The sequence below is a fragment of the Variovorax sp. YR634 genome (genome assembly GCF_900106655.1).
Classification (GTDB): Bacteria; Pseudomonadota; Gammaproteobacteria; order Burkholderiales; family Burkholderiaceae_C; genus Variovorax.
Genome location: NZ_FNOL01000001.1, coordinates 662,235 through 685,872 on the forward strand (window position 1 = coordinate 662,235; position 23,638 = coordinate 685,872).

The following is a 23,638-nucleotide window of genomic DNA, read 5'->3' on the forward strand; positions in this document are numbered from 1 at the left end:
GGTTTGAAGAAGAAATGGCACAGCAACTGATCGTCGGATTGATCGTCGCGGCCGCCGCGTTCTACGCGGTCTGGCGCTGGATGCCCGCAGGCTGGCGCCGCGGCGCGGCACAGAAGCTCGCGGCCGGCACGCATCGCGCGGGCTGGGTCGACGAAGAACGCGCCAAGGAACTGGCTGCATCGCTCGCCAAGACCTCGGGCTGCGGCTCGTGCGACAGCTGCGGAAGCTGCGGTCCCAAGACACCTCTCAAACAACCGGAAGCCGACCAGGCCACCATCAGCCCGTCCATGCACGGCCGCTGAGACCGATGCCCGCGCACATCCTCGTCGCCGGGGGCGGCATCGGGGGGCTGGCCACTGCGCTGGCGCTTTCCAAGGGCCGGCACCGGGTCGACGTTTTCGAGCAGGCCGCCGTCTTCGGCGAAATCGGTGCCGGCGTGCAGCTCGGGCCCAATGCCACGCGGCGTCTTCAGCAACTCGACCTGGGCCCCGGGCTCGCAGCCATCGCGGCGCGGCCCGATGCGCTGGTGGTGCACAGCGCCGAAGGCGGCTCCGAACTCGCCCGCATGCCGCTCGCCGATGCCATGCAGCAGCGCTACGGCGCTCCCTACTTCTGCGTGCATCGCGCCGACCTGCACGGCCTGCTGCTCGATGCCGTGCGTGCGCGCGGCACCGGCACGCTCGTGACTGGCGCGCAGATCAGGCAGGTGGAAACCAGCGATGACCTCGTCTGCCTGTCGAGCACCGACGCGCGCGCCTGGGAGGGCGAAGCCATCGTCGGAGCCGACGGCCTCTGGAGCATGGTGCGCAGGCAGCTCGATTGCGCGTCTGCCGCGCAGCCACCGCGCGTTACCGGCCACACGGCCTGGCGCGCGTTGATCGAGCAATCGCGCCTGCCCGCCGCATTGCGCCGCAAGCGGGTCGATGTGTGGCTCGGCCCACGCCTGCATGCCGTGGCGTACCCGGTGCGCGGCGGCGACTGGCTCAACGTGGTGGTGATCGCCGAATCGGCCCCGGCCGGCGACGCGCGCGACTGGGACCAGTCCAGCAGCATCGCCGCCCTGAAGCAGGCCATGGGCCGCAGCTGCGCCGGACTGCAGTCGTTGCTCGATGCCATGCCCGGCTGGCGCGCATGGTCGCTCGGCGACCGCGCCCCCATGACCAGCGCAGCCGAGATGGCGCATGAGCGTGTCGCGCTGGTGGGCGATGCCGCGCATCCGATGGTGCCGTACCTGGCGCAGGGCGCGGGTATGGCCATCGAAGATGCGGTGACGCTGGCCGATGCGCTCGCTGACAGCAGCGCGGCTGGCGTGCCCGCTGCCTTTGCGCGCTATGCCGAGGCGCGCTGGGCGCGCAACGCGCAGGTGCAGGCACGTGCGCGCCGCAACGGCGAGATCTTCCATGCCACGGGCGCCGTGCGCCTGGGCCGCGACATGGCGATGCGCCTGCTGGGCGCAAAGCTGCTCGACCAGCCCTGGCTGTACGGCGGCTGAGCGAACGGCGCGCCGGCGCCTTTCAGAGCCGGAATGTCTGAAGGTGCTCGATGCGTTCTGCGAGCCCCTCTTGTCCGAGGTAGTGCCCGTGCGTGCCGTCCTGCATCTGCGCGAGCGTGGTCTCCAGTTCGAGCAGCATCGCATCGCGCTCCGCAACGAATGCGGGCGCCACATCGATGCCCGCCTGCGCGCAGGCATCAGCGATCAGGTGCGCGCTTGCGGGCGCGCCGCACGCCGCGCACTTGACGATGGCCGTCACGTTGGGCTCCGCGCCGTTGGCAAGCAACGCGCTCGTGAGTTCGGGAGCGATCTGCCCGTCGATGTTGCGCAGGGCGTCGGCAGCCACCGGCGCGCCTGCGCGCACCAGCGCTGCTGCGGCGGCGAAGGCGCCGTGCCCAACCGCGACGTCGGTCGCGAGCGCGCTGCCCTGATGCGGCCCGTCGAAGCCCACGCCCGAGGCGGCGAGTTCGGCGACCAGCCCGGCGTCGTCGGCCGCGATGGCATGGCGCAAGGCCACGCGCGCGATCGACGGATGGTGGCGCAGCGTGCCTTCGGCCAGCGGCGTGCGCCAGTCGACCACGGCGTGGCAATAGAAGGTCACCAGCTTGTCCATCAGGTCGAGGTCGAGCCCGTGGTCCTGGTGGCGGTCGTCGAGGTAGCCGAGCAGCGTCTGCCCCGAGAAGTAGTCGCTCGTGGGCGCCAGCGGGTCTTCGTCGAGCTGCAGCGCCGCGAATGCGCCGCGCAGGTCGGGCGCGATGGTGTTCACGCTGTCTTCATGCAGCGCGTGCGTCCAGGCCGGTGGCAGGCCCTTCTTCCACGCGACGATCTGCCCGTGCCCGGCACCGGGTTCGACCACCGCGTAGACGCGGTCGGTGTACTCGAAGCCGCCGAAGGGCAGGTGTGTGAGCTTGCCGCTCGATGGCTTGCCGCCGTCCTCGGCGGCTTCCTTGGCCAGTTCCAGTTCGTGCTCGATCCAGCCCTGCAGGTCGTGGTAGCCGTCGCTGCCGTTCCAGAACAGCTCGTTCCAGCTGATGGCTTCGAGGTTGCCGTTCATCTCGAGCGACAGGTCGTAGTCGAGCCGACCGCCCGCCGTCTGCTGCCACAGCGCGAGCAGCGCTTCGGGAACGGGGCCCGCGCACAGGGCCTGCACGGCATCGATCTGCTGCCGGGGCATCGGCGGCTGCGCGTCGAAGATCACGCGGTCGGCGAACAGCACGACGCCATGTTCGCGCAGGGTGGAGAGCTCGTCGGGTGTGAACCGGATGTCGTGCATGGCGGGGGCCTCCGTTGTTTTCAAAACTGTAGCGCTTTGCGCCGACGGAACAATCAGGTCCACCCCAGCTTCATGAGGGCGTTTGCGTGGTACCCGTCCAGTCGATGCGGTCGAAAAGCCTCATCAGCCGGGCCTTGCGCGTCGGGCTGAACTGGCCGATCCATGCGATGTGGCCCAGCAGGTGACCGCGAAAGTCAGCTGCCTTCGCGCGGTTCTGGCTGGCGGGGCCGTCGAGCGCGCAGCGATGCAGCACGGCCTTGAGCCGGTCGAAGTCTTCGCGCGGCGCGTTGGCCTTGTCGTTGATGACCACGCCAGTCACGCGCTGCTGGCGGTGTTGAGGCATGCAGCGCACCTTGCGCGGGTGCAGCTCGAAGCCCTCGTCGGCCGCGATGCCGTCGACCCAGGCGCGCAAGGCGGTGAACCGCGCGCGCAGCGAGGCCGGCCCGGAGAACACCAGGTCGTCGGCATAGCGCGTGTAGGTGGCGCCGAAGACCCACGCCAGGCCTTCGAGCCGCAGGTCGAGCCGGAATGCGCAGAGGTTGGCCAGCGCGGGCGAGCAGGGCGAGCCCTGGGGCAGGTGCGGCGCGGCGAGGCGCTTGGCGCCCATCCAGTCGAGCCCGCCGTCGTCGCGCAGGCGCTCGATCACGGCGGCATCGGTGCGGTGCGTGCACAGCGCGGTGAGGGCGCGCGCCACGCCTTCGGGGTAGCCCAGCGTGCGCCACGTGGCATGCACGCGCGAGGCGCGAACGGCGGGGAAGAAGTCGCGCAGGTCGAATCCGATCACGACCTCCTTGCCGGCGTGGGCGGCCGCGTGGCTCGCGACCGAGCGGCCCGGCACGAAGCCGTGCGCCGCTTCATGAACGGGCACGTGCTGCAGAAGGTCGTCGAGGATGCGGCGCTGCGCGCGCTTCAGGTCGGCCTTGGGAATCTCGAGCAGGCGCAGGCCGCCGAGGCGCTTGGGCTGCAATTGGTAGCGGTAGTGCGATGAGGGCTGCACGCCGGGATCGCTGGGTGCGCGAAAAGCCTGCGCCGGCGATGTGAGCCAGGCCAGCCGGTCCGCGTCGAGCTCCAGCCACTGCGCGAGGTCGGCGAGCGTCGGGATGTTCGGCAGCGCGAAATGGTCCAGCCCCATCGGGCGGGGGAACATCTCCGCAGGCCGGAGGATGATTCGCCGCACGCGTGGCTCCTCGTCCTGCTCGAAGGCCGCATCGAACTCAGGCATTTCATGGATCGCCTTCGCCAGCGTGGGCAGGTCGGTGCGCCGCCAAGTGGCTCGCGACCGGTTGCCGAGCGCTTCCGCCAGTGGCTTCAGCCAGGGCGCGTCGGCGCCCAGCGTTGCCGCAGCCCGCGCGCGTAACGCACCGGGCGCGGTGCCGCCGGGTTGCCTCGCATCGGCAAGCAATGCGCGCGCTAGGCTTTGGGCGATCCATTCGCTGTAGCTCAGTTCACGCGTCATGAATGAAGATGGCGAGGCCTGTGAAGGTGGGTGGCAACCAGCCCTTCAACCAGCCGGTGATGCGCTAGCTGGGCTGCGCGGTAGCGCAGGTCCGCTCACGCGCCGGAATGTGTAGCCATCCATCCACCACGGGGTTCCCCCGCAGTACAAGACCAGGCGACGGATCGCAGAGCCTTGTCGAGTCTTGAAGTGCTGGTGCCGCGCGGATTGTAGGAGCCAACTTCGCGCGCGGTCTTCCAGATTACAGGTCGGTGCGAAGCTTCCAGATCTCGGGGAACAGCACCACGTCGAGCATCTTGCGCAGGTAGCTCACGCCGCCCGTGCCGCCGGTGCCGCGCTTGAATCCGATCACGCGCTCGACCGTCGTCACGTGGCGGAAGCGCCAGAGGCGGAACGCGTCTTCCAGGTCGGTGAGCTTTTCGCCGAGCTGGTACAGGTCCCAGTGATCGTGCGGATTGCGGTAGACCGTGAGCCACGCCGCTTCGACACCATCGCTCGATTCGTAGGGCTGTGTCCAGTCGCGTTCCAGCCGGTCGGCGGGCACCGGCAGGCCGTGGCGTGCCAGCAGGCGCAGCGACTCGTCGTACAGCGAAGGCGCGCGATAGGCCGCTTCGACCTGCGCCAGCAGATCGGCGCGGTGCGCATGCGGCTTGAGCATGGCGGCGTTCTTATTGCCGAGCGCGAATTCGATGCACCGGTACTGCGCACTCTGGAAGCCGCTGGAGTTCGCGAGGTAGGGGCGCATCGCCGTGTACTCGGGCGGCGTCATGGTCGAGAGCACGGTCCATGCGCTTACCAGCTGTTCCATGATGCGGCTCACGCGCGCAAGCATCTTGAATGCGTCGGCCAGCTTCTCTTCGGCGATGTGGGCGGTGGCGGCACGCAGCTCGTGCAGCATCAGCTTCATCCAGAGCTCGCTGGTCTGGTGCTGCACGATGAACAGCATTTCGTCGTGCGCGGGCGAAAGCGGGTGCTGCGCGTTGAGGATCTCGTCGAGGTGCAGGTAGTCGCCGTAGCTCATGGACTTGCTGAAGTCCAGCTGCGCTTTTTCCTCGTGGACGATTTTCTCGGGGGACTTGTCGGTGCTCATGATGTTTGCTGGCGGGTCATCGCCAGACCACGGCGGTGTAGGAAGGAAGGCCCATGCCGGACTCCTTCTTCGGATAGACGAAGCGCACGACCTCGTTCTTGCGCTTGTATTCCTGGTAGGTCTCGCCGCCGGGAATGCGGCCCTTCTCGCCCGGCTTGTAGCCGGTGTCGCGTGCCTCCTTCACGAGGCGCTCGAAGGCGGCCTTGTCGGTCAGCGAGAGCTGCACGCCGTCCTCGCTGCGGCGGCTTTCCACGTAGGTGGACTTCATCAGGTGCGTGGTCTGGCCGTCGACGAACTTCTCGTACTCGATCATGCTGACCTCGTCGGTCACGGTCTTGTCGGCATACGAGAAGCCCTGGCTCTTGATCTGCTGGCGAAAGGCGTCGGGCGTCAGTTCGGCGAAGGCTTTCAGTTGCGGCAGCGTGAACGCCGGTTGCTGTGCAAGGGCGGGTGCCGCCAGCATCAGCAAGGCGGTGTACAGAATGATCAGTCGGGATTTCATGGCTGGCTTCGTCTCAGGTTACGGCGTTCTTGCGGTTGAACTCTTCGCGCTTCCACTCGCCCGTCTCCAGCACCTGCGCCAGGTGCTCGACCGAGTTCCACACGTCTTCGAAGCTCAGGTACAACGGCGTGAAACCGAAGCGCAGGATGTCGGGCATCTGCGAGTCGCCAGCGCGGTAGTCGCCGATCACGCCGCGCGCGATCAGCGCCTGCACGATGGCGTAGGCGCCTTCTTCTCGGCTCAGGCAGACCTGGGAGCCGCGCAGTGCGTGGTCGCGCGGGGTGACGAGCGAGAGGCCTTGACCGGCGCAGCGCTCTTCGACCAGTGCGATGAACAGGTCGGTGAGCGCGAGCGACTTGGTGCGCAGCGCGGCCATCGCGCCGTTCGTGCCGTTGAAGGCTTCGGCCGCGAGCACGGTGTCGAGCCCGCATTCGAGCCCGGCCAGCGCGATGATCGGCTGCGTGCCGCAGAGGTAGCGGCCGACACCCGGGGCAGGCCGGTAGTGCGGCGTGAACTCGAAGGGCGCCGCATGGCCCCACCAGCCGGACAGCGGCTGCTCGAACTGGCCCGCATGCTTCGTGTTCACCCATGCGAACGCCGGCGCGCCGGGGCCGCCGTTCAGGTACTTGTAGCCGCAGCCGATGGCGTAGTCGGCCTCGCTGTCGTTGAGCGCGACCGGCACGGCACCTGCGCTGTGCGCGAGGTCCCACACCGTGAGCGCGCCCACGGCGTGGGCGGCGGCGGTGACGGACTTCATGTCGTGCATGGCGCCGGTGCGGTAGTTGACGTGCGTGAGCATCAGCACGGCCACTTCGTCGGTCAATACGCCGGGCAATTCGCTCGCATCGATCAGCTTCAGCGTGAAGCCGCGCTCGCGGCACAGCGATTCGGCGATGTACAGGTCGGTCGGGAAGTTGCTGCGCTCGCTGATCACCAGCTTGCGACCGCTCTCCTTCTGTTGCGAGAGTGCCGCGAACAGCACCTTGTAGAGGTTGACCGAGGTGCTGTCGGTGCACACCACTTCGCCGGGCGCGGCGCCGATCAGTCGGGCCACCTTGTCGCCCAGGCGTTGCGGGAGGTCGAACCAGCTCGCGGTGTTCCACGAACGGATCAGGCCTTCGCCCCATTCCTTGGTCACGACTTCGGCGATGCGCGCGGGCGCGGCCTTGGGCATCACGCCGAGCGAGTTGCCGTCGAGGTACAGCACGCCCTCGGGAATGGTGAATTGGTCGCGCAAGGCGCGCAGCGGGTCTTGCGCGTCGAGCGCGCGGCAGTCTGCAAGGGTCGTCATGGTGGAGTTTTCAGCGGGGGAGTTCGCGCAGCACGGCGCGAACGGGGGAGGCATCGGCGCTGACCAGCTTGAGCGGCAGCGCGATGAGTTCGTAGTCGCCCTCGGGCACGTCGTCGAGCACGAGGTTCTCGAGCACGCGCAGGTCGAGGCGCCGGATGCGTTGATGGCTTTCCAGCGTCTTGCTGTCGGCCGGGTCGATGCTGGCGGTGTCGATGCCGATGAGCTTCACGCCCATGGCCGCGAGGCGCTCGACGGTGGCGGGGGCGTAGGCCGCAAGTTGCGGGTCCCAGTGGCCGACCGGCATGGTGGTGTACGTGCGCACCAGCACACGCGGGGGCAGGGTGCTGTCGACGGCGTGGGCGATGTGATCCCACTCGACGAGCGGGCCCTTGTCGATCGCGTGGATCACGCGGCAGGGGCCGAGAAAGGGCGCGAGGTCGACGTTGCCGATGGTCTGGCCCTCGGGGTCGTAGTGCAGCGGCGCATCGGCGTGCGCGCCGATGTGGGGCGAGAGCTTGATCTCGCTGACATTCACCGGGCAGTCCGGCGAAATGGTCGCCGCCCAGCGCTGCTGGTAGGGCGTGTCGCCGGGAAAGACCGGCGCGCCTTCATGCACGGGCGGCGAGATGTCCCAGATGCGTTGCTGATGTGATGGAGCCATGGCGCGAAGTTAGCGCCGGGCGAGGGGTCGTGGTGTCGGTTATTTCCAACACCGAACGTGACGAGTTGAACGGATCAGTGCAACGACGACAGCGCCGGCAACCCGTGCCGTGCCCGCGCCCGCTCGCATGCGTCGCTGCCGGCCTGCAGCTCGTGGCACGGATTGGGGCGCCATTCGTAGATGCCGCAGCCCACGGACTGGCCGATCTTGCCGGTGAGCGCGGCGCAGCGCATGGGCGTGTGGTCGGTGCCGCGCATGCGGCAGATGGCGTCGTTCACCTCGACGGCGAGGCCCGAGGGCACCTTGCCGCCGTTGTCGTCGAGCTCATGCACGCTGAAGTCGACGCGATAGCTGGCGCAGCAGGCGCCGCATTGCTGGCAATCGGACATGCGGCTGCGCCTTGTGCTTCAGGTGGTCAGAGCCTGCCGAGGAGCAGGAACTCCATCAGCGCCTTTTGTGCGTGCAGGCGGTTCTCTGCCTCGTCCCACACCACCGACTGCGGTCCGTCGATGACTTCGGCCTGCACTTCTTCGCCGCGGTGGGCAGGCAGGCAGTGCATGAACAGGGCGCCGGGCTGGGCGATGCGCATCATGTCCTCGTCGACGCACCAGTCGGCAAAGGCCTTGCGGCGCGCCTCGTTCTCGGCCTCGTAGCCCATGCTGGTCCAGACGTCGGTGGTCACGAGGTCGGCGCCGCGGCAGGCTTCCATCGGGTCCTTGAAGACCTTGTAGCTGTCGCCCGAGCGGATGCCGGCGATCGACTGGTCCACCTCGTAGCCGCTGGGCGTGCTCACGTGCACCGTGAAGCCCAGGATCTCGGCCGCCTGCAGCCAGGTGTTGGCCATGTTGTTGCCGTCGCCCACCCACGCCACCGTCTTGCCCTGGATGGAGCCGCGATGCTCGATGTAGGTGAAGATGTCCGCGAGGATCTGGCAGGGGTGGAACTCGTTGGTCAGCCCGTTGATGACCGGCACGCGCGAGTGCGCGGCAAAGGTGTCGATCTTGGTCTGCTCGTAGGTGCGGATCATCACGATGTCGACCATGCGGCTGATGACCTTGGCGCTGTCCTCGATGGGCTCGGCGCGTCCGAGCTGGCTGTCGCCGGTGGTCAGGTGGACCACGCTGCCGCCGAGCTGGTACATGCCGGCCTCGAAGCTCACGCGGGTGCGCGTGCTGGCCTTCTCGAAGATCATGGCCAGCGTGCGGTCGACCAGCGGCTGGTGCTTTTCGTAGGTCTTGAACTTCTTCTTGATGATCGCCATGCGATCGAAGAGGTAGGCGTACTCGTCGGCCGTGAAGTCCGAGAACTGCAGGTAGTGCCGGATGGCGGCGGGCGCGGTCGTCGTGGCGGTCGTCATTGGGCGGCAGGCTCCGACAGGAAGTTTTTGACGATGGGCGCGAGGATGGCAACGATCTCGTCTGCCTCGGCAATGCTCAGGATGAGCGGCGGCACGAGGCGGATCACCTTGTCGGCCGTCACGCTCAGCAGCAGGCCGGCGTCGCAGGCGCGGTTCAGGATCACGCCGCAGGGACGGTCGAGCTCGATGCCCAGCATCAGGCCCTGGCCGCGGATTTCCTTCACGCCGGGCAGGCCGCCGATTTCGCGCTCCAGCGCGGCCTTGAGGTGGGCGCCGACGGTGGCGGCGTTTTCGAGCAGCTTGTGCTCTTCCATGATGCGGATGGTTTCGATGCCGGCACGCATGGCGAGCGGGTTGCCGCCGAAAGTGGTGCCGTGGTTGCCCGGGCCGAAGATGTTGGCGGCCTTGGGGCCGGCCACCACGGCGCCGATCGGCACGCCCGAGCCCAGGCCCTTGGCCAGCGGCATCACATCAGGCTTGATGCCCGCCCATTGGTGGGCGAACCACTTGCCGGTGCGGCCCATGCCGCACTGCACTTCGTCGATCATCATGAGCCAGTCGCGCTCGTCGCAGAGTTGGCGCACCTGCTTGAGGTATTCGACGCGCATCGGGTGGATGCCGCCTTCGCCCTGGATGGTTTCGAAGAACACGGCAACCACGTTGGGGTTGCCTTCGGTGGCCTTCTTCAGCGCCTCGATGTCGTTCAGCGGCACGCGGATGAAGCCCTCGACCAGCGGGCCGAAGCCGGCCTGCACCTTGGGGTTGCCGGTAGCCGACAGGGTGGCGATGCTGCGGCCGTGGAAGGCGGCTTCGTAGACGACGATTTCGGGGCGCTCGATGCCCTTGTCGTGGCCGAACTTGCGCGCCAGCTTCAGGGCGGCTTCGTTGGCTTCGAGGCCGGTGCAGCAGAAGAACGCGTTGGTGAGGCCCGACAGCTCGGTCAGCTTGGTGGCGAGCTGTTCCTGGCCGGTCACGTGGTAGTAGTTGGAGCTGTGGATCAGCTTGGTCAGCTGGTCCTGCAGGGCGGGCACCAGTTCGGGGTGGTTGTGGCCCAGCGTGTTCACGGCAATGCCGCCGAGGCCGTCGATGTAGGCCTTGCCCGTGGTGTCCCAGACTCGGCAACCCTGACCGTGCGACAGTGCGATCGGCAGGCGACCGTAAGTGTTCATGACGTGGGGCGAGGTGGGCTGGGCGGTAGCGCTCATTCGGGTTCTCCAGATAGGGAAGGCGGATTCTAGGCGTGCCGTTTGACGGCTTCGTTGAGGATTCCGCATTACAGCAATGCCCCATGTTCAGGATGCAAAAAGTGCCGCGGATAGAATCGCTTGCTGCACCGCAGCACCCGCTCCGGTCGCCTCATTCAACGATGATTTCCCCCACTGCCAAAGAAATCTTCATCCAGGGCATCACCAAGGATGGCCGGACATTCCGCCCCAGCGATTGGGCCGAGCGTCTGGCCGGCGTGATGTGCTCTTTTCGCCCCGGCGGCGCCTATCCGGGCAGCCACCTGAGCTACTCGCCCTGGTGCATTCCGACGACCATCAACGGCGTGAAGTGCGTGATCGTGAACCGCGAGCTGCGCGATGCCGAGCCGATGGCCTGGGATTTCTGCGTGAACTTCGCGAGAGACAACGACCTGCAGGTGGCCGAGGCCTGTCTGGTGCCCGATACGCCCATCCCCCCCAAGAAGGCCTGAGCGGCCTTTTTTCTTGCCCGTCGCCCTGGGGCGCAAATCGAATGGGCATGAAAAAACCGCCCGAAGGCGGTTTTTCACTTTGCTGCAGCGCACCCCGATCAAACGGCGGACTGGAGAATTCCGGTCCGGGCTTGCCTGACAGGTGTCAGGCGGCGGCCTTTTCAGGCGCGAGGGCGAGGGCCTTGACCTTGGCCGACAGGCGGCTCTTGTCGCGGGCTGCCTTGTTCTTGTGGAAGATGCCCTTGTCGGCGACGGTGTCGACGATGCTCTGGGCCTTCGCGAACAGTTCGCTTGCCTTGGTCTTGTCGCCAGCCAGAACAGCCTTTTCGACGTTCTTGACAGCGGTACGGTATTTGGAGCGCAGCGAGGTGTTCGCAGCGTTGAGCTTGGTGTCCTGGCGGACGCGCTTACGACCGGAGGCGAGGCGCGGGTTCTTCTTCTTGGGCTTGGCGGATGCCATATTTAATGTTCCTTAGGTGTCTGAGGATGATGCAGCAAAGCCCTCCATTATAGGCCGGGTTGGCCCTTTTGCCCAATTCGCGCCCGAATCGGCCCGTTTCGGCACCTTCGCGGGCCCTACACTCGGCCCCCGTGTCCCTGCTCAAATCCGCCTCCACCGTCTCCCTGCTGACTCTCGCTTCGCGGATCACGGGCCTTGTGCGCGACGTGCTGTTTGCCTCGGTTTTCGGCGTCAGCGCGCTGACCGACGCCTTCAACGTCGCATTTCGCATCCCCAACCTGTTCCGGCGGGTCTTCGGCGAAGGCGCCTTCAGCCAGGCCTTCGTGCCGGTGCTGGCCGCGCGCAAGGCCGAAGACGGGGAAGAGGGCGCCCGGCAGCTGATCGACCATGTCGCCACGCTGCTCACCTGGACGCTGCTGGTCGTGTGCGTGGCCGGCGTGGCCGGCGCGCCGCTGCTGGTCTGGGCCATGGCGAGCGGACTGCCCGGCTTCGACCCGGCCGTGATCATGACGCGCTGGATGTTCCCGTACATCGGCTTCATGTCGCTGGTGGCGCTGGCGGGCGGCATTCTCAACACTTGGCGCAAGTTCGCGGTGCCGGCGGCGTCGCCGGTGCTGCTCAACATTGCGCTGATTTTGGCGATCGTGGTCGGGGCGCCGCTGTTCCGCCGCTGGGGCATCGAGCCGATCTACGCACAGTGCGTGGGCGTGCTGGTGGGTGGCGTGCTGCAGCTGGCCCTGCAGATTCCGGCGCTGCGCAAGCTCGGGCTGATGCCGCGTGTCGGCGCGAGCTTCCGGGCGCTGCGGACCGCATGGACCGACCCTGCCACGCGCAAGGTGCTCAAGCTGATGCTGCCCGCGCTGCTGGGCGTCAGCGTGGCGCAGATTTCGCTGCTCATCAACACGCAGATCGCCTCGCACCTTGCGGTGGGCAGCGTCACCTGGATCACCAACGCCGACCGGCTGATGGAATTCCCCACCGCCATGCTCGGCGTCGCGCTCGGCGTGGTGCTGATGCCGCAGCTGGCCGGCGCCCGCGCCGCCAAGGACGACGCGCGCTATTCGTCGCTGCTCGATTGGGGCCTTCGTCTCGTCGTGCTGCTTTCGGCGCCTTGCGCCATCGCGCTGCTGCTGTTTGCCAAGCCGCTGGTGGCGGTGCTCTTCCACAACGGTGCGTACACCGGCGAGGACGTAGGCCGCACGACCCTGGCGCTGATGGGCTACGGAGTCGGGCTGGTCGGCATCGTGGCCGTGAAGGTGCTCGCGCCCGGCTACTACGCCAAGCACGACACGCGCACGCCGATGCTCATCGCAGTCGGCGTGCTGGTGCTGACGCAGGTGCTCAATATCTTCCTGGTGCCGGTGCTGCAGCACGCGGCGCTGACCCTGACCATCGCCATCGGCGCGCTGGTCAATTCGACCTGGCTGCTTGTCGGCCTGATGCGCCGCGGCAGCTACAAGCCCGAACCGGGTTGGGGCAAGTTCGCGCTGCAGGTGCTGGCGGGCACGCTGGTGCTGGCCGGCCTGCTGTTCTGGGGCTCGGGCCATTTCGACTGGGTCGGCCTGCGCGAGCAGCGCCTGCTGCGCATCGGCCTGCTCGCTGCGCTGATCGCCGGCTCGGCGCTGCTCTATTTCGCCGTGCTGGCGGCCGTCGGCGTGCGGTTGCGCAGCTTCCTGCGCCGCTGAAGCCCGCGCGCAGGGCGTTGGCAATACGCACGTGTCCCGCCTTGACGCTCCCTGAATGCTCCTCTACAAAGACACATGACGTTCAGCTTTCAGGTTCCTACCGCACTGGAGTATTTCGAATCGCTGGTTCGCAGCGACGATCAATTTCCGTTGCTCGAAGCTGCCGCCAGCCTGGCGCAGGACGAATACCCCGATCTCGACGTTCAGCAGGTGCTTGGCGATGTAGACCAGCTCCTGGCCCGCCTGAAGCGCCGCCTGCCGGCCGACGCCGCACCGCTGGCCCGCCTGCGCGCCCTGAACCAGTTCTTCTTCAATGACCTGAGCTTCGGCGGCAACGTCAACGACTACTACGACCCCGACAACAGCTACCTGAACGCCGTGCTGCGCACCCGCCGCGGCATTCCGATCTCGCTGGCCGTGCTGTGGATGGAACTGGCGCAGGGCCTGGGCCTGCAGGCACGCGGCATCGGGTTTCCGGGGCATTTCATGCTCAAGGTGACGCTGCCCAAGGGGCAGGTGGTGATCGATCCTTTCACCGGCAAGTCGCTGTCGCGCGAGGAACTCGGCGAGCGGCTCGAACCCTACAAGCGCAGCAATGGCCTGGTCGGCGATTTCGACGTGCCGCTGGGCCTGTACCTGCAGCCCGCAAGCCCGCGCGAAATCATCGCGCGCATGCTGCGCAACCTGAAGGAAGTGCACCACGCGCAGGAAGACTGGCAGCGCGTCATCGCCGTGCAGGACCGCCTGATCGCCCTGCTGCCCAGTGCCTGGGGCGAATACCGCGACCGCGGCATCGCGCACGCCGAGCAGGGCAACACGGCGCAGGCCGTGCGCGACCTGGAAACCTATCTGGGGAAGGCCGAGGACGCCCTCGACATCGACGCGATCGCCGAGCGCGTCGCCATGTTGCGCCGAATGGCTAGCTGAAATGAACACCAAGGCCGGTGTGAGCCCGGCGCCCGACCTGGGCACCCTGCATGAATTCCACGGCGTGCAGCCGGTGCTGCCGGTGTCGGACGTGTCGCGCGCCGCGCGCTGGTTTCGCGACGTGCTGGGCTTCGAGCTCGACTTCATCGCGGGGGAGCCGCCCAGCTACGCCCGGGTGAAGAAGGGCGACCGCAGCTACGGCGACCCGGTCTACCTGAGGCTGTGGCAATGCAACTCGCGCGAGGCCAAGCCCTGGCGCGGCGAAATCGTGATCCACGTGGGCAAGGACATCGACGGCCTGCACGCCGCCTACGTGAAGCGCGGCGTGACGGTCATCGAGCCGCCAACCTCCCAGCCCTGGGGACTGCGCGAATTCGCGATCCGGGAGCCCGACGGCCACGTGCTGCGCTTCTGCGGCTACCTGCCCTGAAGCCTCAATTTCAGAAACACAAAATTACAAATAGATCGATGCGATCGTGTCGATCCGTCTTCCGCTCGTCCGACGTGTGAACAGGAGCAGGCAAATTTCATTCGTCAGCCGCTCCCAGTCTCATCAACCTTCAGGAGAAACGACATGCGATTCATGATTCTGGTCAAGGCCAACGCCGATTCCGAAGCCGGCGTGATGCCCAGCACCGAAATACTCACCGCCATGGGCAAGTTCAACGAGGAACTGGTCAAGGCCGGCGTGCTGCTGGCGGGCGAAGGCCTGCACCCCAGCTCCAAGGGCGTGCGCGTGCGCTGCGAAGGCCCGACCAAGCGCACCGTCATCGACGGCCCCTTCGCTGAAACCAAGGAGCTGCTGGCTGGTTTCTGGCTGTTCCAGGTCAAGTCAAAGGAAGAAGCCATCGAGTGGATCAAGCGCAGCCCCTTCCAGGAAGGCGAGATCGAGATCCGCCAGGTGTTCGAGGCTGCCGACTTCGGCGATTCGATGACGCCGGAGTTGCTCGCCCAGGAAGACCGCCTGCGCGCCGAGACCGAGGCCCGCGCGAAGGCCGGCAGCTGAAGCAGCCGCAACCGAATCGAACCCAAGGAGATCCACCATGCGATTCATGCTGCTGATGATTCCCCACGGCTACGAAACCGCGGCGCCCGGCACCATCCCCGAAGACGTCGATGCGGTGTCGGCCATGATGGCCTACAACGAATCGATGCAGAAAGCCGGCGTGCTGATCAGCTGCGACGGCCTGCATCCGCCCTCGATGGGCGCGCGCGTGAGCTTCAAGGACAAGAAGCCCAAGATCGTCGACGGCCCCTTCGCCGAGGCCAAGGAAGTGCTCGGCGGCTTCTGGGTCATCGACGTGCCCTCGCGCGCCGCCGCCATCGAATGGGCTGCCCGCTGCCCCGGCTCCGACAACGAAGTCATCGAGGTGCGCCAGATCCAGGAAATCGGCGACTACCCGCCCGACGTGCAGGCGCTGACCAGCGAGTTCGCGTCGATGCAGACGGTCAAGAAGACCGAGCCGTAAAGCTGTGATCAGGGAAGAGGGCCGCGCGGACGTCGCCGCCATCCACCGCACCATCGAGGCGGTGTGGCGCATGGAGTCCGCGAAGATCATCGCCACCGTCGCGCGCATGGTGCGCGACGTGGGCCTGGCTGAAGAGCTGGCCCAGGACGCGCTGGTCTCGGCGCTTGAGCAATGGAGCGAATCCGGCGTGCCCGACAACCCCGCGGCCTGGCTCACGGCAGTGGCCAAGCGCCGCGCGCTCGACCGCCTGCGCCACCTGCAGCTGGCCGAGCACAAGGCCGGCGAAATCGGCCGCGAGATCGACGCGCAGCATGAGATGGCACAAGACGATTTCGCCGAGGCGATCGATGCCGCGCTGGACGACGACATCGGCGACGACCTGCTGCGACTGGTGTTCACCGCCTGCCACCCGGTGCTGTCGACCGAGGCCCGCGTGGCGCTCACACTGCGGCTGATGGGCGGCCTCACCACCGACGAGATCGCGCGCGCCTTTCTCGTGCCCGAGGCCACCGTGGCGCAGCGCATCGTGCGCGCCAAGCGCACGCTGGCCGAGGCGCGCGTGCCCTTCGAGGTGCCGCGCCGGCACGAGCTCGAAGCCCGGCTCGCCTCGGTGCTCGAAGTGATCTACCTGGTCTTCAATGAAGGCTACTCGGCCACCGCCGGCGACGACTGGATGCGCCCCACGCTGTGCGACGAGGCCCTGCGCCTGGGTCGCATCGTGGCCGAGCTGGTGCCGAAGGAGGCGGAGGTGCACGGCCTCGTGGCGCTGATGGAAATCCAGGCCTCGCGCACCGCCGCGCGCATGGGGCCTTCCGGCGAGCCGGTGCTGCTGCTCGAACAGAACCGCGCGCGCTGGGACCAGATGCTGGTCCGTCGCGGCCTTGCGGCGCTCGCGCGTGCTGAAGCACTCGGCGGCGCGCTAGGCCCCTATGCGCTGCAGGCCGCCATCGCCGCCTGCCACGGCCGCGCGCGCACCGCCGACGAAACCGACTGGGGCCGCATTGCGGCGCTCTACGACGCGCTGGCCGAACTCACGCCATCGCCCATCGTCGAGCTCAACCGGGCGGTCGCGTTGTCGATGGCCTTCGGGCCGGCGACGGGGCTGGAGGTGGTCGATGCGCTCATGGACGAGCCCTCGCTGAAGGGCTACCACCTGCTGCCGACCGTGCGCGGCGATCTGCTCTTCAAGCTAGGCCGCCGCGATGAGGCGCGCAAGGAATTCGACCGCGCCGCAGCGCTCACGCGCAACACGCGCGAGCGGGCCCTGCTGCTCGCGCGTGCGCGGGCCTGCCTCCTCGATGGCCCCGCCGGGTGAGCTGAACGCCGGCTGAAGCTGCGCTGGCCCGCGCGGCCGGTGCCGGGAGAAAATGCGCGCCATGCTGCGCACCCCCTCCCTCCGCCTCCTGTGCGTTTCCTGCCTGGCCCTGCTGCCAGCCCTTTCGGCCCAGGCCCAGTTCGACCCCGCCAAGGCGTGGGTCGAGCCGCAGGCCATCGCCGCGCGTTTCCCCAATCCGCCGGTGAGCTACGCCACGCCGGGCTTTCGTGCCGGGCGCACCGACTTTCCCTCGCACGTCGAGGTGCTGGCCTTCCTGAGCGACCTTGCGCGCCAGTCGCCGAACGTTCGCGTCGAGCGCCTGGGCCTGACGCAGCAGGGACGCGAAATGCCGCTGGTGGTGCTGGCCGACCAGGGGCGAATCGATCCCGCGCGGCCTACCGTGATGGTGATCGGCCAGCAGCACGGCAACGAGCCGGCCGGTGGCGAAGCGGTGTTGGCATTGGCGCAGCAGTTCGCCAGCGAGCCCGGCGCCGCGCTGCTGAAGAAGGTGAACCTGGTGCTGGTGCCGCGCGGCAACCCGGACGGCGCCGAGCGCTTCACCCGCGTCACCGCCAACGGCATCGACGTGAACCGCGACCACCTGCTGCTGCGCACCCCCGAGGCGCGCATGCTCGCGGCCGCCACCTTGCGCTACCAGCCGCAGGTGGTGCTCGACCTGCACGAGTTCACCGTCGGCGGCCGCTGGATCGAGAAGTTCGGCGCGGTCATGAAGTACGACGGCCTGCTGCAGCCTGCCACCGTGGGCAATCTCGACTCCGCCATCGCCGTGGGTGCGCAGCGCGACTACGTCGACGCCATCCAGTCCGCATTCACGCAGGCCGGCTTGCAGGGCTTCAAGTACCACACCACCTCCGGCGGCAAGAGCGAAGACCGCACCGTGTCGATGGGCGGCGTGCAGCCCGACACCGGACGCAACGTGAGCGCGCTGCGCCAGGCCGTGAGCCTGCTGCTCGAAGTGCGCGGCGTGGGGCTCGGGCGTGCTCACTTTGCGCGTCGCGTGCACACGCAGGTGCTGGCTGCCACCACCGTCATCGAGACGGCCGCGAAGCAGGGGCCGGCGCTGATGCAGCTCACCGCGCAGGCTGGCCAGCGCGCCAAGGCCGAGGCGTGCCATGGCGATCTGGTGGTCGAGGCCTGGCAGACGCCGACGCGGCAGCGCCTCGAATTCCTCGACGCGAAGACCGGGGAAGACAAGACCATCGACGTCGAATGGCGCGCCGCCGAGCCGCTCAAGATTGCCAACGCGCGCCCGCGCCCGTGCGGCTATCTGCTCGCGGCCAGCGAGACCACGGCCGTGCAGCGCCTGCAGATGCTGGGCGTGCGGGTAGAGCGCATCGACAGCGCGGCGCCCTGGCAGGTGGAGCGCTACGAGATCCTGTCGCAAACCGACGGCCAGCGGCAGGACGCGCGCGGCGCCATCGAGGACGGCGAGGCGATCCGCGCCTTCCGCGTGCGGCCGCGGGCCGGTCGCGCGGTGGTGCAGCCGGGGAGCTTCTACGTGTCGCTGGCGCAGCCGCTGTCGCCGCTGGTCAGCGCGGCGCTGGAGCCCGACTCGCAGAACAGCTATGCGGCCAACCGGCTGCTCGAAATCGGTGACGACAGGCTGCTGCGCGTGCCCGGGCCGGCGCCCGTCGGCGTCTGGCACTGAGCGTTTTCAGGCCTTGAAGGCCGAGTTCGCCTCCGAAGGCGAGCCCGGCAACCCGAACTGGTGCCACGCGCGGCGCAGTTGGGTGTCCGAGCCGAAGCCCGATTGCTCCGCCGCCCGCGTCACGCTCGCGCCCGAGGCCAGCGCGAGCTGAGCCGCCGCGAGCCGCAGCCGCCGCAGATAGGCCAGCGGCGCTACGCCCGCATGCTCGACGAACAGCCGCGTGAGATGCCGCGCCGAGGTGTGCCCCACCTCGGCCATGCGCGGCACGCTCCAGTCGGCCTGCGGCTGCTCGCTGACCGCGTCCTGCACGCGATGCAGCGCGGCATGCAGGTGGTTGCGGTAGGCGAGAAAGGGCGACAGCTCCGGGTCGTGCGGGCCGCGGCGCAGCGCCACCACCATGGTCTGCGCGACCTGCGCCGCGAGCGCTTCGCCGCACAGCCCGGCGATGCGGTGCAGGACCAGGTCGATGCCGGTCGTCACGCCCGCGCTGCTGTACAGCGGCGGGTCGATCACGAACACGCGGTTGCTGACCACGTCGCAGCGCGGCTCCACGGCACGAAGTTCGTCGAGGTGCTGGTGATGCGTAGTGGCGCGTCGGCCTGCCAGCGCACCGGCATGCGCGGCCAGCACCGCGCCGGCGCAGATCGTCAGCAGCTCCAGCCGGTCGCGTTCGAAGCGCAGGCCGCGCAGCCAGTGCAGCAGGTCTTGCGTCTCGGGGTTGTCGATGGCGATGGTGTCGCCGGGCAGGCCGACCAGCACGATCCAGCCGGGGCCGTCCCACTGCGTCGGCAAGGGCGAAAGCCCGGCCAGCGCGACGCCGACCGAGCCCATCGTCGTCGGCCGGGGGCTCGCGAACTCGATGGCAAAACGCTCGGGCTGGCCCATTGCGCACAGCCGCTGGTTGGCGATGCGCAGCGCCTCGGCCGGGCCGGCCCAGTCGAGCACGATGCTGCCGGGCAGGAGGACGAAGACTACGCGGATGGGTTGTGGCCGGGGTTGCGGGTCCATGCGTAGTCCATCTGGCGCGCGGTGCGCTCGGCCAGTTCGCGTCCGGCCAGCCGCTCGACGAGGTGCAGGCTCATGTCGATGCCGGCGCTGATGCCCGCGGAGCTGACGATGCGGCCGTTGTCGACCCAGCGCACGCCGTCGCGTACGTCGAGCGAAGGAAAGCGCTCGCGCAGGTCGGCGATGTCTTCCCAGTGGGTGGTGACGGTGTCGTTCGTGATCACGCCGCTTTCGGCCAGCAGGAAGGCGCCGGTGCAGACCGAGGCGACGACCTGCGCACCGGCTGCGCTGTGGGCGATCCATCGCAGGGTGTCGGGGCTGGCCATCGGCGCGTCGACCACGCCGCCGGGAACGATCAGCACGTCGGCCTTCGGGCTGTCGGCCAGCGTGTGGTTGGCCAGCAGCTGCAGGCCGGCGCGCGCCTGCACGGGCTGGCCGTGTGCAGCGTGGGCCACCGATGCGACATCGAACGGCGCCGCGGTGCCCGGCTGCATCCGCTGGCTGACCCGGCTCGCGGTGGTGAACACTTCGAAGGGGCCGGCGAAGTCCAGCGCTTCGACGCCGTCGAAGGCGAGGATGAGCACGCGCAAGCTCATGCCGCTCACGCCACGGCCCGTTCGAGCGCCTGCGCCACGGTGCAGACGGTGGCGAAACGGCCCTGCAGCACGGTGGTGGTGCGGGCCTTGATGTCGGCGGCCGAAAGCGGCCGGCCGTCGGGCTGCACCATGTCGAAGGTGAGCGTGGCGTCGGTCACGTAGTCGACCTCCCAGCCCAGGTCCGAGGCGTGGCGGGTTGTGGTTTCGCAGCACTGCTCGGTGCGGATGCCGCTCACGATCAGCCGGCCGATGCCGTTCTGCGTGAGCCAGATGTCCAGCCCGCTGTTGACCAGCGCGCTGTGGCGGTGCTTGGTGAAGGTGGCTGCTGCGGCAAAGTCGGCAAGCCCGCCGATGGGGCGCACGTGGCCCGATTCGACGGCAAACGGGTTGCCCGCATCGGACGGCTCGTCGGTGTGAAAGACCCGCACGATCGGCACGCCGGCGGCGGCGCAGCCTTCGATCAGCGCGTTCTGCGCGGCGAAGTAGGGAGTGGCCTGGCTCTCGGACCAGTACGCGCGCTGGCGGAATGATTCCTGGGCGTCGATCACAATCAGACAGGTTTTCATGGCGGGGCTCGTAGAGGCAAAGTGGATGATGCCGCCTATTCTTCTGCCTTGCCAGCCTGCAGTCCGCTCGCGGCCGGACCAAAACCGATCAGATCAGGACATTGCTTCCCGACGGTTGCCTCAGACCAGCGATGCCGCCTGCAGCTCTTTCTTCAGGTACGCGTAGTACAGCGGCGCCGCCACCAGCCCGGCCGGCCCGAACACCGCCTCAGCCACGAACATCACGGCCAGCAGCTCCCACACGCTCATCTGCGTGCGTGCGCCGACCACCTTGGCGTTGATGACGTACTCGGCCTTGTGGATCACGATCAGGAAGATCAGGCACGCCGCCGCCGTGACCGGCGACACCGACAGCCCCACCAGCGTGATCACCGAGTTGCAGACCAGGTTGCCCACGATCGGCACCAGTCCGGCCAGGAAGGTGAGGGTGATGAGCGCCGGCGTGTACGGCAGGTGCGCCCCCCACGTCGGCATGATGAACAGCAGGAAGATGGCCGTGAGCAGCGTGTTGAAGGCCGCGATCCAGAACTGGGCCGCCACGATCTGGCCGAAGGCTTCGCCGAAGGTCCGCACGCGCTGGTGCAACTGGTCGGCCAGCGGCAGGCGGCGCAGCGGCGCGTGCGCCACGGCGGCCAGGCCGCCCACGATCAGGCCCACGTACGAGAAGAGAATGCCGTGCAGCCAGGCGCGCCCGGCCACGGCCAGCGAGCCGGCCTGCGCGCGCAGGTAATTGGCGATCACCCGCTGCACCTCGGCCGCGCCCTCGGGTAGATAGACAGCGATTTCGACCGGCAGCTTGGAGCGCAGCTCCAGCACCGTGCGCGCCGTGTAGTCGAGCAGTTCGCGGTACTGGTCAGGCGCGTCGACGATGTATTCGCGGGCCTGCGACAGCAGCAGCGTGATCAGCGCGATCGGCCCCACCAGCACGAGGATGACGGCCAGCACGCCGGCCCAGCCATCGGCGCGCTGGCCGCCGAGTGCCGGAATGCGCCGCATGCCCGCACTCAGCACCCGTGCGAACCACCGCGTGGCCAGGAAGCCGATGCAGACGCACAGCAGCCCCGGCAGCAGGTGCTCCCACATCACCAGCAGCAAGGCGGCCAGCATCAGCAGGTAGCTTGCGATCATCACGCCGCGCGAGGCGGCCGGGCGGTGGACGGGGGCCGTTGTCACGGCGGGGCTGATGGGTTGTGGCTTCTTGGCCATCCGGGGCGTCGCGTGCTCTGTTCAGGACATTGTGGATGGGCAGCCGGCGCTCAGCCGACGACTACCGCGGCGCCTTCGCCGCGCTCGGCGATCACGCCGATCTCGTGCACCGATTCGCCAGCGGCGCGCAGCGTGGCGGCGCAGGCGGCGGCTTCAGCCGCGTCGATCACGACCACCATGCCGATGCCGTTGTTGAAGGTGCGGTTCATCTCGATGTCGTCGATGCCGGCTACCTTCTGCAGCCAGGCGAACAGCTCGGTCTGCGGCCAGCTGCCCTTCTTGAGATGGGCGGCGGTGCCTTCGGGCAGCACGCGCGGGATGTTCTCGAGCAGGCCGCCGCCGGTGATGTGGGCCAGTGCCTTGATCGGGTGCTTGCCCAGCGCTTCGAGCACGGGCTTCACGTAGAGGTGGGTGGGCTCCATCACGGCTTCGCGGAAGGGCTTGCCGTCGAGGGTGGCGGGCAGGTCGGCGCCGGCGCGTTCGATCACCTTGCGCACCAAGCTGAAACCGTTGGAGTGCACGCCGGCCGAGGCCAGGCCCAGCACCACGTCGCCGGGCTTGACGTTCTGGCCCGTGAGGATCTTCGACTTTTCGACCGCGCCGACCGCAAAGCCCGCCAGGTCGTACTCGCCGGCCGGGTACATGCCGGGCATTTCGGCGGTTTCGCCGCCAATGAGGGCGCAACCCGACAGCTCGCAGCCGCGGGCGATGCCGCCCACCACGGCCGCGGCCGTGTCCACGTCCAGCTTGCCGCAGGCGAAGTAGTCGAGGAAGAACAGGGGCTCGGCGCCCTGCACCAGCACGTCGTTGACGCTCATTGCCACCAGGTCGATGCCGACCGTGTCGTGCATGTTCCATTCGAAGGCCAGCTTGAGCTTGGTGCCCACGCCGTCGGTGCCGCTCACCAGCACCGGCTCCTTGTAGCGCTTGGGCACCTCGAACAGGGCGCCGAAGCCGCCGATGCCGGCCAGCACTCCTTCGCGCATGGTCTTCTTGGCCAGGGGCTTGATGCGGTCGACCAGCGCGTCGCCGGCATCGATGTCGACACCGGCATCCTTGTAGCTGAGAGGAGTGGGCGTAGGGGAAGTCATGGGTGGTCGAGGTCGGGAAGGACGCGAAGAGTAGGAGCGGAAGGCGGCGCCGGTAACCATGGTGGCCAGGCCGATAGAATTCCTCACGATTTTAAGGGCCCTCGCGGCCCCCTCCATGAACCTTCCCGGGATGAAACAGCTCGCGCTCGATATCGGCATTGCGACGGGCCCCAGCTTCGACGCCTTTTTTGCCGGCCCCAACGAGGCGGCGCTGCGGCACCTGCAAGTGTGGGTGGGCGGCGCCGGCAGCCCCGCGCTGCACTCGCCGGTGCCCACCTATCTTTGGGGCGAAGGCGGCAGCGGCAAGAGCCATCTGCTCGAATCGGTGCGTGTCGCACTGCGCGAGCAGGGCGCCAGCGTGGGCTGGCTGCACGCCGGCCTGCTGGAGCCGCCCGAGTTCGACGAGCGCTGGGGCGCCGTCCTGCTCGACGACGTGCACCTCTACACCGCCGTGCAGCAGCACGCGGCCTTCAACTGGTTCGTCAACGCCCAAACCCTGCAGCGCGGCGTGGTCGCCGCCGGCGCCTTGCCGCCGGCCGACCTGCCGCTGCGCGAAGACCTGCGCACCCGCCTCGGCTGGGGCCACGTGTTCCACTTGCAGGTGCTGAGCGAAAGCGAACGCCGCGCGGTGCTGCGCCAGGCCGCCGATGCGCGCGGCGTGATGCTGTCCGACGACGTGCTCGACTACATGCTGCACCGATTCAGCCGCGACCTCGGCAGCCTGATGGAGCTGCTCACGCAGCTCGACGGCTATGCCCTGCAGACGCAACGCGCGATCACCATTCCGCTGATCCGCTCCATGCTCGAGAACGAATAAAAGAGCGAACTAGG

General features: G+C 68.2%; 26 protein-coding genes. 11 read left to right on the top strand and 15 right to left on the bottom strand.

The window, feature by feature from the left end; genetic code table 11:
• Positions 1 to 14: 14 nt before the first annotated feature.
• Positions 15 to 302, top strand: a complete 288-nt coding sequence (locus BLV60_RS03030) for a DUF6587 family protein (protein WP_093049590.1) — start codon at positions 15 to 17, stop codon at positions 300 to 302.
• Positions 303 to 307: 5 nt separating this feature from the next.
• Positions 308 to 1,492, top strand: coding sequence for an FAD-dependent monooxygenase (locus tag BLV60_RS03035; protein WP_093049593.1), 1,185 nt, complete (start codon positions 308 to 310; stop codon positions 1,490 to 1,492).
• A gap of 22 nt (positions 1,493 to 1,514) precedes the next feature.
• On the opposite strand, the gene BLV60_RS03040 is transcribed toward BLV60_RS03035, so the two are convergent.
• From BLV60_RS03040 to BLV60_RS03080, 9 genes are all read right to left on the bottom strand, one after another.
• Entirely contained in the window at positions 1,515 to 2,765 is a 1,251-nt protein-coding gene (locus tag BLV60_RS03040; protein WP_093049595.1) for an SMI1/KNR4 family protein, read from the bottom strand.
• Positions 2,766 to 2,835: 70 nt separating this feature from the next.
• The gene (locus BLV60_RS03045; RefSeq protein WP_093049598.1) at positions 2,836 to 4,221 is read right to left on the bottom strand and encodes a reverse transcriptase family protein; all 1,386 of its coding nucleotides are present in this window, start codon (positions 4,219 to 4,221) and stop codon (positions 2,836 to 2,838) included.
• A 241-nt stretch (positions 4,222 to 4,462) separates the two neighbouring features.
• Complete coding sequence (gene kynA, locus BLV60_RS03050; RefSeq protein ID WP_093049601.1) at positions 4,463 to 5,311, bottom strand: tryptophan 2,3-dioxygenase; 849 nt, start codon at positions 5,309 to 5,311, stop codon at positions 4,463 to 4,465.
• Positions 5,312 to 5,327: 16 nt separating this feature from the next.
• A complete protein-coding gene (locus BLV60_RS03055) occupies positions 5,328 to 5,813 on the bottom strand; it encodes a hypothetical protein (protein ID WP_093049603.1) in 486 nt (161 codons plus the stop codon).
• Positions 5,814 to 5,826: 13 nt separating this feature from the next.
• Complete coding sequence (gene kynU / locus BLV60_RS03060; RefSeq protein ID WP_093049606.1) at positions 5,827 to 7,104, bottom strand: kynureninase; 1,278 nt, start codon at positions 7,102 to 7,104, stop codon at positions 5,827 to 5,829.
• Positions 7,105 to 7,114: 10 nt separating this feature from the next.
• Entirely contained in the window at positions 7,115 to 7,765 is a 651-nt protein-coding gene (gene kynB, locus BLV60_RS03065) for an arylformamidase (RefSeq protein ID WP_093049609.1), read from the bottom strand.
• Between the two features lie 74 nt (positions 7,766 to 7,839).
• Positions 7,840 to 8,154, bottom strand: a complete 315-nt coding sequence (locus BLV60_RS03070; protein WP_093049612.1) for a YkgJ family cysteine cluster protein — start codon at positions 8,152 to 8,154, stop codon at positions 7,840 to 7,842.
• Between the two features lie 26 nt (positions 8,155 to 8,180).
• On the bottom strand, positions 8,181 to 9,122 hold the full coding sequence (gene argF, locus BLV60_RS03075) for an ornithine carbamoyltransferase (protein WP_093049615.1): 942 nt from the start codon (positions 9,120 to 9,122) through the stop codon (positions 8,181 to 8,183).
• Positions 9,119 to 10,327, bottom strand: coding sequence for an aspartate aminotransferase family protein (locus BLV60_RS03080; RefSeq protein WP_093049618.1), 1,209 nt, complete (start codon positions 10,325 to 10,327; stop codon positions 9,119 to 9,121). Before BLV60_RS03080 ends, argF begins: the two co-directional genes overlap by 4 nt.
• 161 nt (positions 10,328 to 10,488) lie before the next feature.
• On the opposite strand from BLV60_RS03080, the gene BLV60_RS03085 reads away from it, so the two are divergent.
• A complete protein-coding gene (locus BLV60_RS03085) occupies positions 10,489 to 10,818 on the top strand; it encodes a DUF3579 domain-containing protein (RefSeq protein WP_093049621.1) in 330 nt (109 codons plus the stop codon).
• A 145-nt stretch (positions 10,819 to 10,963) separates the two neighbouring features.
• On the opposite strand, the gene rpsT is transcribed toward BLV60_RS03085, so the two are convergent.
• Positions 10,964 to 11,278: a 30S ribosomal protein S20 gene (gene rpsT, locus BLV60_RS03090; protein WP_007831346.1), complete on the bottom strand. Its 315-nt coding sequence runs from the start codon at positions 11,276 to 11,278 to the stop codon at positions 10,964 to 10,966.
• Positions 11,279 to 11,409: 131 nt separating this feature from the next.
• Here rpsT and murJ point away from each other — a divergent pair, with 131 nt between their 5' ends.
• The 7 genes from murJ (at position 11,410) to BLV60_RS03125 (ending at position 18,343) form a co-directional block, all read left to right on the top strand.
• Complete coding sequence (gene murJ / locus BLV60_RS03095) at positions 11,410 to 12,963, top strand: murein biosynthesis integral membrane protein MurJ (protein ID WP_093049624.1); 1,554 nt, start codon at positions 11,410 to 11,412, stop codon at positions 12,961 to 12,963.
• Positions 12,964 to 13,038: 75 nt separating this feature from the next.
• The gene (locus tag BLV60_RS03100; protein ID WP_093049627.1) at positions 13,039 to 13,890 is read left to right on the top strand and encodes a SirB1 family protein; all 852 of its coding nucleotides are present in this window, start codon (positions 13,039 to 13,041) and stop codon (positions 13,888 to 13,890) included.
• A 1-nt stretch (position 13,891) separates the two neighbouring features.
• Positions 13,892 to 14,320 (top strand): bleomycin resistance protein, encoded by a 429-nt coding sequence (locus tag BLV60_RS03105; RefSeq protein ID WP_093049630.1) that lies wholly within the window; start codon positions 13,892 to 13,894, stop codon positions 14,318 to 14,320.
• A gap of 144 nt (positions 14,321 to 14,464) precedes the next feature.
• Positions 14,465 to 14,896, top strand: a complete 432-nt coding sequence (locus BLV60_RS03110) for a YciI family protein (RefSeq protein ID WP_093049633.1) — start codon at positions 14,465 to 14,467, stop codon at positions 14,894 to 14,896.
• Between the two features lie 37 nt (positions 14,897 to 14,933).
• A complete protein-coding gene (locus tag BLV60_RS03115; protein WP_093049636.1) occupies positions 14,934 to 15,359 on the top strand; it encodes a YciI family protein in 426 nt (141 codons plus the stop codon).
• A 70-nt stretch (positions 15,360 to 15,429) separates the two neighbouring features.
• The gene (locus BLV60_RS03120; protein ID WP_256328839.1) at positions 15,430 to 16,674 is read left to right on the top strand and encodes an RNA polymerase sigma factor; all 1,245 of its coding nucleotides are present in this window, start codon (positions 15,430 to 15,432) and stop codon (positions 16,672 to 16,674) included.
• A 61-nt stretch (positions 16,675 to 16,735) separates the two neighbouring features.
• Entirely contained in the window at positions 16,736 to 18,343 is a 1,608-nt protein-coding gene (locus tag BLV60_RS03125) for a M14 family metallopeptidase (RefSeq protein ID WP_143042534.1), read from the top strand.
• A gap of 6 nt (positions 18,344 to 18,349) precedes the next feature.
• Here BLV60_RS03125 and BLV60_RS03130 read toward each other — a convergent pair whose 3' ends face one another.
• The 5 genes from BLV60_RS03130 to purM form a co-directional block, all read right to left on the bottom strand.
• Positions 18,350 to 19,351 (bottom strand): GlxA family transcriptional regulator, encoded by a 1,002-nt coding sequence (locus BLV60_RS03130; protein ID WP_093049644.1) that lies wholly within the window; start codon positions 19,349 to 19,351, stop codon positions 18,350 to 18,352.
• A complete protein-coding gene (locus tag BLV60_RS03135) occupies positions 19,315 to 19,944 on the bottom strand; it encodes a DJ-1/PfpI family protein (RefSeq protein ID WP_093050395.1) in 630 nt (209 codons plus the stop codon). Before BLV60_RS03135 ends, BLV60_RS03130 begins: the two co-directional genes overlap by 37 nt.
• Before the next feature lie 5 nt (positions 19,945 to 19,949).
• The gene (locus BLV60_RS03140) at positions 19,950 to 20,510 is read right to left on the bottom strand and encodes a cysteine hydrolase family protein (RefSeq protein ID WP_093049647.1); all 561 of its coding nucleotides are present in this window, start codon (positions 20,508 to 20,510) and stop codon (positions 19,950 to 19,952) included.
• A 120-nt stretch (positions 20,511 to 20,630) separates the two neighbouring features.
• Entirely contained in the window at positions 20,631 to 21,716 is a 1,086-nt protein-coding gene (locus BLV60_RS03145; protein WP_176928696.1) for an AI-2E family transporter, read from the bottom strand.
• A gap of 50 nt (positions 21,717 to 21,766) precedes the next feature.
• Complete coding sequence (purM, locus tag BLV60_RS03150) at positions 21,767 to 22,807, bottom strand: phosphoribosylformylglycinamidine cyclo-ligase (protein WP_093049650.1); 1,041 nt, start codon at positions 22,805 to 22,807, stop codon at positions 21,767 to 21,769.
• A 130-nt stretch (positions 22,808 to 22,937) separates the two neighbouring features.
• Here purM and hda point away from each other — a divergent pair, with 130 nt between their 5' ends.
• Positions 22,938 to 23,624, top strand: a complete 687-nt coding sequence (hda, locus tag BLV60_RS03155; RefSeq protein ID WP_305367572.1) for a DnaA regulatory inactivator Hda — start codon at positions 22,938 to 22,940, stop codon at positions 23,622 to 23,624.
• The last annotated feature ends 14 nt before the right edge of the window (positions 23,625 to 23,638 follow it).